We start from the raw sequence: 13,425 nt of genomic DNA, 5'->3' as shown, positions 1-13,425 counted from the left end.
ACTCCACGGCTTGTTTACCCCGCAATATTGCGGGTTGATGAGGTTCTGGATCATATCCTGCGCTGTCAGTTAAGTACACTCAGATCCGAAAGAAGCCGATGTTTTTACTCAATACACCAGACATTTCCGACAGTTTTCCGGTGGCCTGTTTATTGTCATTCAAAGCGCTCATCGCATCCTGAGCTGCCAGGGTGATCTCTTCCATATTCGATGCCACGTCATTAATGGCCGATGCTTGTTGCTGTGCAACACTGGCCACTTCGCCCACCTGAGACAGTGAATTTTGTGCCTGAGTATCTATCTGTTCAAGTAGCTCAGTGGCTTCAAACGTCAGTGTACGGCCATGCTCTACCTGAGGTTGCGTCTTTTCCATCGCAGCAACCGTGGCAGCGGTCTCGCTTTGCACTTCCCGGATCATGGTTTCTATTTGATCCGTCGCTTCAAAGGTTCTGCGCGCCAGCTGCCGGACTTCATCTGCCACCACCGCAAACCCGCGCCCCGACTCACCGGCTCGTGCCGCTTCTATGGCAGCGTTCAGTGCCAGCAAGTTGGTCTGCTCAGAAATACCACTGATCACATTGGCGATGCCACCTATCTGTTTGGTCTGCTCTGCCAGCTTTTGGATCTGCGATACTGTGCCGTCAACCGTCTGGGCAATGGTATCCATTGCATCAGCTGTATTACGAATGGCCTGGCGCCCCTGATCAGCAAAAGTCACCGTTTGTGTTGAATTTTCTTCCGTTTGCTTAGCAATGTCACTCACCCGCATCATATTTTCCCGCAACGAGTCGAGCATCTGCGCCGTATTACTGGTGGCTTCTGCCTGGTGCTGCGCGGCATCATAAATCTCTCCAGATGCGCCAGTCACGGTGCTGGCCTGCACTGAAAGCTGCTCAGACACCTCTTTAATGCTGGTGACGATCCGCGTTAATTCACCAGACATTCGACAGACAGAATCCAACATGCTATCTGGATAGTCGGTGTCAATCTGCATAGTCAGGTCGCCCCCTGCGATCCGCGTAACCGCAGCCGCCGCATCCTGAGGCTCACCGCCAAGTGAGCGCTGGAAACTACGCTCTATCGCCCAGCCCACCAGCACACTAATGGCCACGGCAATAAAGGTGAACCACAACATAAGTTGGGAAAATCCACCCGCGGCTTCACGCGCTGCAGGGGTCAGCGTTTGATTTTGCTGCTCCTGGTAATCAATAAACTCATTGATCACGTTAAGCCAGCTGATAAAGGCCGGGCGCGCTTCATCCAGTACCAGGGCATCGACGCTCTGGCCGGCTTTTTTATTGCTCAGTATGGTGCGGATAAGCGGTAATGTCCGAGCTTCTATGCGCTTTATTCGGGTCAGGATCTCACGCTCCTGAGCACTAAAGTGCCCGCCTGAATTGATCATTTGCGTCATTTTTGCGTCTGAATCCTGATAGAAACGGGCGAGCTGATCAATTTCCCTTTCATATTCAGCTATTTCAGATGCACTTCTGGCAATCGCAACATCCCGAATAGCAATTGCCCTATCGTGCACACTGCCTCGGAAGTTAATTGCATAACGTTGCTTCACCGAATTGACGTCCGTGATCTCTGTGAGCGTCTGATCGATAAATGCCACGCGATTACTGCCAATAATGGTCATCACGACCAATAATGCCAGCGCAATACCAAACCCGACCACCAATCGGCTTTTTACCGACAATCCCATTAACCACTGCACCATATTGTGCCTCCATGATAGCAACATACTGAAAGTTCAAAGTTAGTCGCAGGAAATGAAGCTGTAAAGTGGATAAAACGAATTACTATGATAGAAAAAACAGCTGGTTGCTTTAGCCACAGACATTAAACTGCAAGATCCAGTTGAAACTATATTAGGAACTTAGTTATGAGTTTTACTTATCGCACACGGATGACATGTGTATAATTTTCGCTTCGCGCCTAACCAGCATATCTGGCGCTATGCTCTGATATGGTTGTCGGAGCAAGAATTTGGAATACTCACAATGAAAAAAGCACTACTTTGCCTGATCACGGGCCTACTCTCTTCACCTACATTTGCCGATGCGCGATTTGTGCCAGCCAAACTGCTTACTCACAACGATTCAGGGCCCCACTCAAGTGCGCTAGAAAACACTCGACGGGAACACTGGGCTTTGGTCGATTATGTCGTAGACGAGCAAGGTCAATCCATACATGTTTTGGTCGAAGGGTCGTCGCCACGCATGGCTCACAGAGCACAGTCAGTTCTCTCTCAACGGGCCTATGAACCAGCCCGTCTCTATGGCAAGGCCGTTGCTTCTTCCAAACAAATACCGATGCACTTTAATAAAGCTTTCAGGCAGTTTACCAACAACAATGTCTCCACTGTGTTTGCTAAGTACTTTGACGAGGCAAAACGCCTGGTGGTCAGTAATCAAATGACCAAAGCCAAGCCCGCGCTAGATAGCCTGTTAGAGGCTCACACCAAGAACCTTACGGAACAAGCCTATACAGCCTGGTTACTGAGTGCGTATTATTACAATGTACAGGACTGGCATCAGTATGAGTATCATCTTAGGGAGGCGGTACAGCTGCGCAAGTTACTGACACCAGACATGGCATTGATGTCGACACAAAGCCTGATGAACTTAGAGGTCTATCACAAGCAATACGGTGATGCGTTTCAAACGCTGATCTGTATGGAGCAAATCAAAGGCAAGCAACTGCCTAAACAGACCATCACCGAGTTTAAAGACCAATTACAGGCACAACTCACCGACAACCCGGTCATCACGGTTACAGCCAAACTGACCGAATTACGCACCTGGCGCCATACGCTTAATCGCAGCACCATCACATTCAGTGCAGAAAACGGTAATCTGAGCACTGTCGCTTTGTACTGTCAAAATGGCTATCAGCGCTTTAACGAGCTGCCGGTGAAAAACTATCAAGTTCCTGAAGCTTACGGGAGCTGCTATCTGGCAGTGCAAGGTGAGACAGATACTCAAATCACCTATCGCGAAGAGGGTGATGCCCGCTTTGGACTTTATCTGTAATTTTGACAAAAAAATGAAAAACCAGTGATCCGAATATCCAGGCCGCTCGTTTTATAAGATGAAGGGTTCGCGGTACGGTGTACCAAACTATCCCCTTCGCGACGGCACTGATAAACGCGCACTTTAAGTGCGCGTTTTCTCTTTTATCAAAGCGATAAAAACTTATTTGCTCACCACATCAACCAGATTACCCCGAAGCACAGTTGAGCACTGACCCGCCTGACGCAACAAAGTAATAAACGCCTGCGTAAGAGGGGGCGGTTGCTGCGCGTTGGCCCACAATGCATAAACCGGGCGCATATGTTGCCACTCACCCACATAGCAAAACGGTTTGTCCAGTTCAGCGACTTCTGTCATCGGCAAGACGGCCGCCCCCAGGCCGGATGCAACCATTTGCCTGGCTAATGTGATGTCTCCCACGTAAGAGAACTGGTCAAAGCGGGACAATAGATCGCGCCACAGTGCAGAATCCGGAATTTGATCCTTTTTAAATGGCATGAACAAAGTGTTCGTTTCTTTAGCCTGCTCTGGCACCACACACTTTAGTGCAATCTCGCCGATACGCGTGTGATAGCAGTTGGAATCCTGCAATGTGCCTACCCGAATAATCACATCGAAACGCTTCTGGCTCAGCAACACATTGGTATTGTCCGGTTCAATGTGCAGCACAAGGTCCGGATGGGTGCGCTGAAAAGACTCAACCACAGGATATAAAGGGCCATTGATCAAATTCTGCGGACACAATAAGTGAAATGCGCTGACTTGCGGGCTTAACAACGCGGTGCAGTCAGCTTGCAGGGCCAGCAGCGACGGGGCCATTTTTTCATAGACGGCCTGGCCATGAGATGTGGCTAACACACCGCGCGCTGAGCGATTCAACAGACTATAACCAAGCCGAGCTTCCAGCGCGGCAATCCGTTTAGAAATGGTTGGTGCGCTGAGACTTAACGCATCAGCAGCTTTCGCAAAGCTGCCCCGGCGAGCCACTTCAACAAAGAGCAGCAGATTATCGAGCATGTGGTTTTCCTTAATCTTAGCTTGCTTATTCTGACATTCCGCTTCTGCTCGCGCCCGCTATGATGGGCATGAAACGGAGGAACGCGATGCGAAAACTGATATTCACGACTTTATTTTCATTTTGCCTGTCGACACTGGTGTCGGGTTGGGTCACCTATGTCAATCTGGGTGTAGCGCCCGGATTTTTGCAGCACTGGTTCAGGGCGTTTGTTCATGCCTGGCCCGTTGCTTTAGTCACGGCTTATCTGCTCAGCGGACCAATCCACTCCCTCACTCACTTTATTCTGGAGCGAAACCATGTCAAATGACACTGAACACACCCCGAACGACGATGCCATCAATTTGGTTGCTTATATTAATCCAAAAGCCGCCTACTACCAAAACTGTAAGTCTGCGATAGAAGAGATCATGGAGATAACACGACAGGAGCCCGGGTGCCAGCGCTTTGAATTGTATGAAAACACAACGCACACTCAGCTGATCCTGATAGAACGATTTGCCCGGCAAAGCGCATTTGATTTCCATCACCGCCAGCCGTATACCCAGGCTGTATATCGACTATATCAGGACGCATTAACGTGTCCTCCGGAACTGCACTTTTTGACAGAAGCCTAGGTTTAACGCACGGTAAAATGCCCGAAAATCGCGGGCATCATACTTAATTTATTGCGTTTACAGCTTAGTGCATTCGACAAGCGGCATAGGCCGGGTGTGTCCAGCAAATATCAACACTGGCCTGATTACCAGCACCCGCGATAGCTTGTGTCTGCTCTGTATTTAACCCTTTGCTCTGTAAGGTTTTCACTGCTTTTTTATTTAATTTCAGTTTCATATTCTGTCCTTAATCTTAATGTTAGTGCCTCAGAGGGCCATCCAGATTTAACACAGGCCCAAGTAAAATGGTACAAAAAAAGAACACACATACTCTACTTCGGCGGGATCTTATTGAGGCCTGAGCACCTCAATGACCTGAGCATCAACCCAGTAAACATCCCCTTCTTCATCGCCCGTATCACGATTGAAAAAGAGATACTTACCGTCCGGGGTCACGCTGGCTGATGCCTCCCGGCCGGACGTATTCACTTTATCCCCCAGGTTAATCGCCTCACCCCAGCTACCGTCTTTTTGACGGAAACTGACATACAAATCACTCTCTCCATAACCGGATTCTCTCTGGCCATCCCAAATAATGTAGGAGTCATCCGGCGCTATAAACGGGTGTGCATTGTATTTACCCGTATTCACCTCGGGACCCAAAGCCTTCGCCGGCTGGCGCTTGCCGTTGACAACTTCAGAGATGCGGATCACATCACCGCTCTTGTAATCATCCAGTATATACGTGCCTTTGCTGGATGATGTCAGACGCATAATCCCCCAGTCATCCCTGTCGAACATTGGGCCCAATACCTGCAACGACCCCCAGCCACAGGCTGTACGGGTCATATAGTATTTTCCCAAATGCATGGTTTTCCCGTCAGGCGCTAAAAACGGACGCCCCACCCGTGGACCCACCACCTGCTCGTGCCATTGATTGTTACGTTGGATGTAAGATATTAAAGTCCACCTCCCAGTGTGGTTATCCCTGCGGGTAAAATAAAACTCCTTCATGTCGGGTGAAAAGAACGCGTTGTAATCACGATGTTGTGTTGATACGGCACCCGGCGCAAAAACTTGTGGCGTAGTACCTGGCTTTTGTTGACCCAGATAAGGGCCAGTTAGCACATCAGAAACCTGCTCGGCCTGGCTGATGGTACTCGTCAGTGACGCTGAAAACAGCATCAGCAGTAATCTGGTTAACTTCATAATAAAATTCCTTTGGCTAAGCCGCCCTAATGTTCTGTCACACAGACCCAGCTTACCGACTGCTCCGGAGATAACTTGAAGTTTTGCTGATGTTTCGCTGAAAAGTTAAAAAGCAATTAAATTAGATAGTTATTGATATATTACAGCAATATCATAGGCCAGCCACCCAGCTATAAGGTGGCTTAGCCAATCTATACCGAGTTTAGCAATGTCTACTGAAGCGATGGCGATTTCGTATTCGCAGCACGCCGCGTGCTTCTTCTGCGCTGCCAGCATACAACACTGAGCAATCCAAGCAGATACGCTAACATGCCGCTGCTTCCGTCCGGTCTCGGCGTATCCGGGTTATCTGCTGAATCACCGCCTGAATCACCATCTGAGTCACCGCCTGAATCATCATTCGATGTTTCCACTTCAAAAAGCAATGTCAGTTGCTGGCTCAGCTGGCCATCACTCACCTCTATATGTACCGGGTATTCTCCCGCGCTCGCAAACTGTCCGGTCAGTTTACCCCAGTCCGTCAGCTCAAAGCCCTCAGGTAGCTCGGGCGCACTGAAGAAGTAGTTGTCACCATTGCGGTCAACCACCAGCTCAATCAGTTCCATGGATATGGCTTCACCAGGCTTAACACTGAGTGCATCAGGCTGTTGACGCCACTGCGGTGCCTGGTTAGCGACATCCAATGCGATACGATACACCCCACGGCCATAGGTAAAGGCATATAGGTAGTTAACGTGCTCAATCCGTCTTAACACCATGCGGTATACCGCTACATTGGGCAGACCATGAATGAAGGGCTGCCAGCTCACTCCTCCATCATCTGTGTGATATACACCATAATCAGTGCCCACAAATAAGGTGTCCGGATCTTCTCTTAGCTCTACCAGGGTATGCGCCGGTAAATCTGGAAACGCTCCCTCGCCTTCACCATCGAGTGCACGCCAGCTGGACCCTTCGTCCTCACTTTTCCAGATGTGCTTTTCGCCAAACGTTGACACAACCGCATACATGTCCGAACTATTGTGCATGCTGTAGTGTAATTCGCGTACGTAGGCGGTATCGGAGAAACTGATATCTTGTGGTGTGGTTGTACTGTCGGAGCTCAGCGCATTGTTAAGACGTTTCAGCGCGCCATCCGTCTGTGCATAAACCACGGTATTACTGTCGCCTGGTTTCACCACTAACGCCGTGATCCCCCGGCGATACTCTTCAGTAAAGCGCTCTGAAGCACGCTCGAACATCCCGTCTGACAACTCATCCAGCCGCCACAAACTTTGCCCACCCAACCAGATACGGTCGGGGTAATTTGGATCCACGGCATAGGGCGCGATAAAAAGACCACTTTCGTACTCGGCCTTTTCCAGGTAACGATTTTCACCATTTTCCCGCAGGAACAAGCTGCCATTTTGACTTGATACCAGCATTCGCGCCTCATCAATAAAAAAGGCATAACCGCCATCACCAGGTCCAACATCTTGCCAACCCGCATCTGGTGAATATAGCCAGCTACCGTTATCCTGGGCGCCACCGGCTAACCGGCTGCCATCGTGAGAAACATCTCCATGATAAAACTGGGTCACATTGTAGCCTGAATTCAACGAACGCCAGACAATCTCTGCGGGCTCTTCACTACAGGCACTCATGCCTGTCGCAAAAGGATTGCTGGTCAATGCAATACCACCATCATTGACATTATATAAGCGCGTTTCATTCACGCCGTCATACTCTGGATGGAAATATAAGCCATGGTGATCGACATGCGGTGCATCAGCGTCACCGTAATAGAAGGACATCTGTTGCCAATTTTGGCCGCCGTCTTCTGAGCGCATCAATTCAACAGCACCCACCCAGATCACACTGGCATCGGTAGGATCTATGGTGAGTGTGTTATCAAACCACCCCTGACCATAAATGAAGCTTTGTTCCGGATCGGGACAATACAAACCGTTGGGATTTGAGAGCACATAGCGTCCAAATATGTCCGGGTGTTGTGGTCCGGTCACCAGTGCCCAGTTTTCGCCACCATCCACTGACTTGTAGAGACCTTGCAACGCATGCGGTATATCCCCCTGGGCATTAAAAGCTGCCAGCGCATACACAATAGAGGGATCTGATGGGGCAAAAGCCAGCGTTGTACGGCCCTGATTAAGCTCGGCAATCACGGGCTGCCAGCTTTGCCCGGAATCCTGACTCAGATAAACCGCGCCGCCCTCACCAAAGTTACCACAGCTGGCCAGGACCCGATCCTGCTCAGCACTTAAAGGACTCACAGCCAACTCCAGACATCCACCCAGTACATCACTTTGATCGAGCGCCAACTGCCAGTGCTCTCCTTTGTCATCAGACACCCAGATCCCCGTATTTGTGACTGCATACAGACGACCTTGCGCACCAAAGCGTAGCTTGTTCACATATTGAAAATTGACATTGTTATTGGTACTTTCGAGCTGATACCAGGTTTCACCGCCATCTTCAGACGTCATAATGCCATCACCGGCAAACCCGATGCTGTTAGTAAAACCACGCCCAACATAAACACCTTCACCACTGCCTGCAAACAAGCGTTCACTGTCATCGGGGTCAAAGACCAAGGTACCAATCGCCATACTGGGCAATTCACTGGCAACAGGTTGCCAGCTTTCACCGGCGTTCACAGACTTCCATATTCCCCCGGAAATACCTGCCGTAAACAAAATGTCGGGGTTTTGCGGGTGAAATACCAAAGTACGCGTACGCCCACCCACACGCTCAGGACCCAGGCTCTCCCACTGATACTCTGATGACTCACGCGCACGATATGCCTGAACCTGTCTGAATGCTTCATCATACTTAGCCTGCATATCTAACTGATGTGCCGGATTCACCCGAATAAGGCCCTGCATCGACTTATCCGGTTCACGAATATTTTTCTCGTGTACTTTGATTTTTGGGGTTATATCGTTGATAGATGGCTTGTTACTGGCATAAAGTACGGCAACAGCAATCGCCGACAGGGCAATACCACCGAACAAGCCTACTTTTGTTTTATCACTCATATCCACTCCTTTTTATGTGTTGTTATCCTGTTATGACTACCTGACAGACAGGCCACTTGTCACCTTATCAGATACTTAACATTTCTGTATACCGATTAAGCAACGCGTTACCGCCTCTGCGCTCGGGCTCAGACACCACAGCTTTGTTGATCCAAAACAATCCCGCACAAAAAATGTAAAATAAAAGTTTAAAAAGATTCACAAAAAGTAAACAATAGAACTCTGCGGGGTGTTCTGCCTCGCAGTGAAACACACTTTGTAAAAGGATAATTTAATGAACAATCTACGAAATGCAGTATTAGGGTTAGTTGCCGTCATGTCAGGATCAGCACTGGCAGGTGATATTGAAAATGGCATTATGAAAAATGCAGAGAATTACTACGGCGTCGCGCACCAGGTTGCCGATATTGCTAAACACGCACCTGAGTACAAAACAGCACCTCAGCAATATCCACGCTTTGATGTTCAACCAATGGCTCCTGCCACAGGCATCTCCTACTTTGAATTTGGCCTGGTTCGCTCACAGCTTGGTGGCGATCAGAGGATTCTTGCCGGAGATTTTTCTACGGGCACCAATCACGGTGGTAGCTACTTGTATGTATATGCCTGGCAAGTCGGCTACGGCAATCCAAACAACGCAACCATGAATGGTGTGTCAAAGTCTGCGGCGCTCAGAGAAGCACGATGTGGCTCAGACCTGCACCGTTGCCAGGCTGGTGAAACAGTCACAGGCTGGTTATACGGTTGGGACTTCACCGGCCAGTCTGCAGGTCAGGTGAAAGCCTCTGCCAACTCGGTTGCCTCCCCGTTTGGTTACTGGAGTGACTCTTTGTATATCAACTAATACAGAGTAGCACGGGTGCATAGTGCAGTTATGCACCCATCTGATTAGGCTACTGAGCCATTTCTGGTTTGACCCAGCCTTTGAATTATCTCAATGGACTTCAGATACAACTCGCTCGATTCTTTGCTATGCCCACCCATAGCTGATGACAGCTGATAGGTATGTTTCATATCATTCAGCAGATCGTGTTTCTTGAACGGATCTTCATTCATCGAGGTGGGTGCGCCTATGACCATCATTTCACCCGTACCAATAAATCCACCATCAAATAATTCTCTGGACAAGCTGCGCATTTCACCTGCCGACATGTTATGCACATCATACTTGGCTGCAAGTTCTTGCCACTTATTTTCCGCTTGCCGGGCTTTGTCACTGAGTGTGACCGTGTCACTTGTTGCGCCAGCTTTGTGCGGATTGTCAGATGGTTCCTCGGCGGTATAAGTATTACGTGTTGCGTAGACCTGGCTGGCTGCGCTGGCGCCAGCGCTTGCGTTGATTGCATTCATAGATGATATCCTTCCTTTGGGGGAGATTAAGGCGGGTCATCTCTCTACAGCACACTAAGCAGGCCCGCTATTTACATTCTGTTAATGCAATTAGAGTGCCAGAAATATCATACATTCTACCGATCAACGTACCTCCTGATACAAACCTTTTTCACGGCTCGGTGCGGTGTTTATACTGAAAGACAGACTCCAGTGGCTGATCGAAAACCTCAGCAATTTTAAATGCCACTTCCAGTGATGGTGAGTACTTGGCTGCTTCAATCGCCATGATGGTTTGGCGGGTTACCCCAACACGCTCAGCGAGTTCCTTCTGGGTCATCTCACCGGCCATAAATCGCAACATTCTGATCTGGTTAGTGATTACACATTCAGCCATGGAGGGTTCCCATCCGATTTTGGATAAGTTGAGTGCCATAGTTGACCAATTCCGCCAGTAAAAATGCACCTACCATAATGTGCAAAGTCAGAAACGGCAGCTCCGCACGCTGCGCAGCACCCAGGCCGTTTTGCTCAAATGCATACTGGCCAATTGCAAAACACACCCCAGCCTGGAGGATCCAAAGCGCATACTTATTGCCTACCAGCGACACCTGTTTTTCACGCTCATCCAGCGGTTTTTCGACATCCCCGTCGCTGACCAGCTCCAGCAACAACTGACTGATAATTGACAGGACGATAGAGATCCCTACCACCTTAATCAACAACTGAGATATCCAGGTGCCACTGGCCAGCTGCTCAGCACTGGCCGCCATCAGGCTGGTGGCATAGAAGTACACCACAGCTCCGGTCACCAGCAGATCTAACGTCAGCGTCAGGTCCCGAAAACTCAGAGAGTCGAGTAATGCTTTCAGCACTTTCAGTTTTTCATTGCTTGTCATGAATACCATCCTTAACTCAAGGTAAAAAATCTTTGACCCATATTGGTTAAAACTTCACCCAATGTCAAATATCTTTTTCCTTTGGTTAGAAATACATGACTACATCAGGTGTTCAAAGCGTATTGACTGCGCACGTCCGGCCATTGCAACCCTTATTACCCTATTGAATTGGCTTATTGAGTGGGCCTGAGCGCTTCGATGATGTTTGCATCGACCCAGAATAAGTCGGACTGCGCTTGGCTCTGCTTTCCGTCAGCCTTAACCATTCTATTGAAAAACAGGTACTTGCCATCAGGAGTTACCTGTGGTCCACCTTCCTCGGCGGCCGTGTTGACCTGCTCCCCCAGATTAATCGCCGCGCCCCATGACCCATCAGGCTGGCGAAAACTGATATACAGATCAGCACTGCCAAACCCGGCTTCCCGATGACCATCCCACATCACATAAGATTCATCTGGGGCGATAAAGGGGTGCGCATTCCATTTACCAGTATTGATTACTGTGCTGAGGGCCCTTGGCTCCTGCCACTCACCATTTTCCCATTTAGAGTACCTCAGTACTCCCTTACCATCCCGGGTAAACTCGTCAAACACAATTGTGCCCTTGAGCGACATTTTCAGGCCCATCATCGGAATATCATCAAAGGCCGGACCCAGCTTTTTCATCTCAGACCACCCGTCCGGGGTGCGCGTTTTATATTGCTTGCCGTAAAACACCCGTTGTCCATCCGGCGCATAATAAGGCGCTCTTCCCGTTTGCGTATTAATGACCTTCTGCCAACCACCAGCCACCCGGCTAAAAGTCACAGATGCCGTTTCACGCTGCCCATTGTTCATCCGCCAGCGAGACACATAGAGCACGTCTTTATCAGGCGCGAAATGCACCGCATCCCCCCAGTCGGGTGTAGACACTATCCCCGGAGCAAACACTTTTGGGGTTAATCCGGGTGGCTCCTGACCCAGGTAAGGGCCGCGCAAATCAGAAAAGACATGTTGTGCATCGCTGTTACTGCATAACAACAAGCTCACGGTGGGCAAAATTAACGTAAGTCGTTGAGGCTTCATTCTGTGTTCTCCTGGTAAATGGATAAATATCCCCCTTACATTACCCATGGCTGAGCCAAACACCGGACCTGACGATGACTTCTCGCTGATTTTGTCCTTCACATAATTAAAATAATATTTATCAAAACCTTATTAAACTTCAGAGTGATGCTTCTACTGGTATGAGTTGAGATATGCAGATGCTGTTAGCAAAAAAATCGAGTGGGGGGTAAACAACTGAACGCAAACACACACCGTGATGCCAGTGGTTTTTTAATCTACGCTTTATGTACAGTAGATAGGGTAACTCTGTTATGAATGCGTCTATTTTCGTGCAAATTGCGGCCTATCGGGATCCTGAATTACTGGCCACCATAAGGAGCGCTGTCGATAATGCAAGCAACCCGCAGCGGCTTGTTTTTGGTGTGTGCTGGCAATATATCCCGGGGCTGGATGAGTACTTGTTGTTCCCCTCTGAGCTTGATGCCGATATCAGACTGGTTGCGGTGCCCGTTGAGCAAGCGCAAGGCGTATGTTGGGCACGCCATGTAGCACAAAACTTATATCGCAACGAAGATTATGTACTCTCCATAGACAGTCACACCCGATTCGTCGCCGACTGGGACAGGCTCATGATAGAAGAGTTAGCACGCTGCCCGAGTGACAAACCTGTGCTCACCACCTATCCAGCCCCTTTTCGGGCGCAGACGTCCCTCGCAGATACGCCCATTGCCCGATTAAAAGTGGGGCCAATCATGGATGGCAGTGTCCGTTTCGAGCCTTTTTTTGACGCTGATACGACACAGCACACAAGCCCCATTGCCAGTCACTTGTGTGCCTGTGGTTTTTACTTCGCACAGGGCCAGCTCAATCACGATTTACCGATAGACCCTGTCATGTACTTTAATCAGGAAGAATTTACCCATTCGCTGAAACTCTGGACCTTAGGGTACGATTGTTTTATCCCGTCTCAGCACCTTGTATTACATCAATACGGTAAAGAAAAACCCGTGTTCGAGCAGCATGTACACTGGAATGACGACACTAAATGGGTGGCGCTGAATACCCGCGCACAGATCCGCCTACGTGCATTGATTGAACATACGTTTGACCCAGCCCATGACAGCTTTCCTGTCGAACACTTCCCGCTGGGAAAGACCCGAACAACCTCGCAATTTCTGTCTTTGCTGGCACTCGAATACCGAAATGGCGAGCTTTGCCCTTTAGGCACAGATACTAAGGCGACGCGTTAGATGAGCAC

Annotated in this window: 14 protein-coding genes; 5 read left to right on the top strand and 9 right to left on the bottom strand. The window is 49.3% G+C overall.

Translation table 11 applies throughout. The features are described from left to right. Nucleotides 1–79 precede the first annotated feature (79 nt). Nucleotides 80–1,723: a methyl-accepting chemotaxis protein gene (locus tag CWC22_RS02275; protein WP_125558475.1), complete on the bottom strand. Its 1,644-nt coding sequence runs from the start codon at nucleotides 1,721–1,723 to the stop codon at nucleotides 80–82. Between the two features lie 283 nt (nucleotides 1,724–2,006). On the opposite strand from CWC22_RS02275, the gene CWC22_RS02270 reads away from it, so the two are divergent. Continuing rightward, the gene (locus CWC22_RS02270; RefSeq protein ID WP_125558477.1) at nucleotides 2,007–3,038 is read left to right on the top strand and encodes an energy transducer TonB; all 1,032 of its coding nucleotides are present in this window, start codon (nucleotides 2,007–2,009) and stop codon (nucleotides 3,036–3,038) included. Nucleotides 3,039–3,200: 162 nt separating this feature from the next. On the opposite strand, the gene CWC22_RS02265 is transcribed toward CWC22_RS02270, so the two are convergent. Next, the gene (locus tag CWC22_RS02265) at nucleotides 3,201–4,055 is read right to left on the bottom strand and encodes a LysR family transcriptional regulator (RefSeq protein WP_138538321.1); all 855 of its coding nucleotides are present in this window, start codon (nucleotides 4,053–4,055) and stop codon (nucleotides 3,201–3,203) included. A gap of 86 nt (nucleotides 4,056–4,141) precedes the next feature. Between CWC22_RS02265 and CWC22_RS02260 the strand changes: the two genes are divergently transcribed. Both CWC22_RS02260 and CWC22_RS02255 read left to right on the top strand, forming a co-directional pair. After that, nucleotides 4,142–4,363, top strand: a complete 222-nt coding sequence (locus CWC22_RS02260) for a DUF2798 domain-containing protein (RefSeq protein ID WP_125558481.1) — start codon at nucleotides 4,142–4,144, stop codon at nucleotides 4,361–4,363. After that, entirely contained in the window at nucleotides 4,353–4,670 is a 318-nt protein-coding gene (locus CWC22_RS02255) for a putative quinol monooxygenase (protein WP_138538322.1), read from the top strand. The genes CWC22_RS02260 and CWC22_RS02255 overlap by 11 nt, the downstream gene beginning before the upstream one ends. Before the next feature lie 64 nt (nucleotides 4,671–4,734). On the opposite strand, the gene CWC22_RS02250 is transcribed toward CWC22_RS02255, so the two are convergent. The 3 genes from CWC22_RS02250 to CWC22_RS02240 all read right to left on the bottom strand — a co-directional run bounded on the left by CWC22_RS02250 (nucleotide 4,735) and on the right by CWC22_RS02240 (nucleotide 8,893). After that, nucleotides 4,735–4,887 (bottom strand): hypothetical protein, encoded by a 153-nt coding sequence (locus CWC22_RS02250; RefSeq protein WP_155946254.1) that lies wholly within the window; start codon nucleotides 4,885–4,887, stop codon nucleotides 4,735–4,737. A 110-nt stretch (nucleotides 4,888–4,997) separates the two neighbouring features. Then, nucleotides 4,998–5,858, bottom strand: coding sequence for a PD40 domain-containing protein (locus CWC22_RS02245; RefSeq protein ID WP_138538323.1), 861 nt, complete (start codon nucleotides 5,856–5,858; stop codon nucleotides 4,998–5,000). Nucleotides 5,859–6,070: 212 nt separating this feature from the next. Next, on the bottom strand, nucleotides 6,071–8,893 hold the full coding sequence (locus tag CWC22_RS02240) for a WD40/YVTN/BNR-like repeat-containing protein (RefSeq protein WP_138538324.1): 2,823 nt from the start codon (nucleotides 8,891–8,893) through the stop codon (nucleotides 6,071–6,073). 274 nt (nucleotides 8,894–9,167) lie between these two features. Between CWC22_RS02240 and CWC22_RS02235 the strand changes: the two genes are divergently transcribed. Then, a complete protein-coding gene (locus CWC22_RS02235) occupies nucleotides 9,168–9,737 on the top strand; it encodes a DUF4879 domain-containing protein (RefSeq protein ID WP_230090613.1) in 570 nt (189 codons plus the stop codon). Between the two features lie 44 nt (nucleotides 9,738–9,781). Here CWC22_RS02235 and CWC22_RS02230 read toward each other — a convergent pair whose 3' ends face one another. From CWC22_RS02230 to CWC22_RS02215, 4 genes are all read right to left on the bottom strand, one after another. Continuing rightward, on the bottom strand, nucleotides 9,782–10,243 hold the full coding sequence (locus CWC22_RS02230; protein WP_138538325.1) for a hypothetical protein: 462 nt from the start codon (nucleotides 10,241–10,243) through the stop codon (nucleotides 9,782–9,784). A gap of 151 nt (nucleotides 10,244–10,394) precedes the next feature. After that, the gene (locus CWC22_RS02225) at nucleotides 10,395–10,619 is read right to left on the bottom strand and encodes a helix-turn-helix transcriptional regulator (protein WP_125558491.1); all 225 of its coding nucleotides are present in this window, start codon (nucleotides 10,617–10,619) and stop codon (nucleotides 10,395–10,397) included. After that, nucleotides 10,612–11,121 (bottom strand): hypothetical protein, encoded by a 510-nt coding sequence (locus CWC22_RS02220; protein ID WP_125558493.1) that lies wholly within the window; start codon nucleotides 11,119–11,121, stop codon nucleotides 10,612–10,614. The genes CWC22_RS02225 and CWC22_RS02220 overlap by 8 nt, the downstream gene beginning before the upstream one ends. Nucleotides 11,122–11,294: 173 nt before the next feature. Next, nucleotides 11,295–12,185 carry a PD40 domain-containing protein gene (locus CWC22_RS02215; RefSeq protein ID WP_138538326.1) on the bottom strand — a complete coding sequence of 297 codons (891 nt, stop codon included), beginning with the start codon at nucleotides 12,183–12,185 and terminating at the stop codon, nucleotides 11,295–11,297. Nucleotides 12,186–12,478: 293 nt separating this feature from the next. On the opposite strand from CWC22_RS02215, the gene CWC22_RS02210 reads away from it, so the two are divergent. Next, complete coding sequence (locus CWC22_RS02210; protein ID WP_138538327.1) at nucleotides 12,479–13,417, top strand: GlcNAc-transferase family protein; 939 nt, start codon at nucleotides 12,479–12,481, stop codon at nucleotides 13,415–13,417. The last annotated feature ends 8 nt before the right edge of the window (nucleotides 13,418–13,425 follow it).

Origin of the sequence: Pseudoalteromonas rubra, assembly GCF_005886805.2 — a bacterium.
GTDB classification, from domain to species: domain Bacteria; phylum Pseudomonadota; class Gammaproteobacteria; order Enterobacterales; family Alteromonadaceae; genus Pseudoalteromonas; species Pseudoalteromonas rubra_D.
The sequence above is the reverse complement of the archived record's forward strand: the minus strand, read 5'-3'. Positions and strand labels throughout refer to the sequence as shown.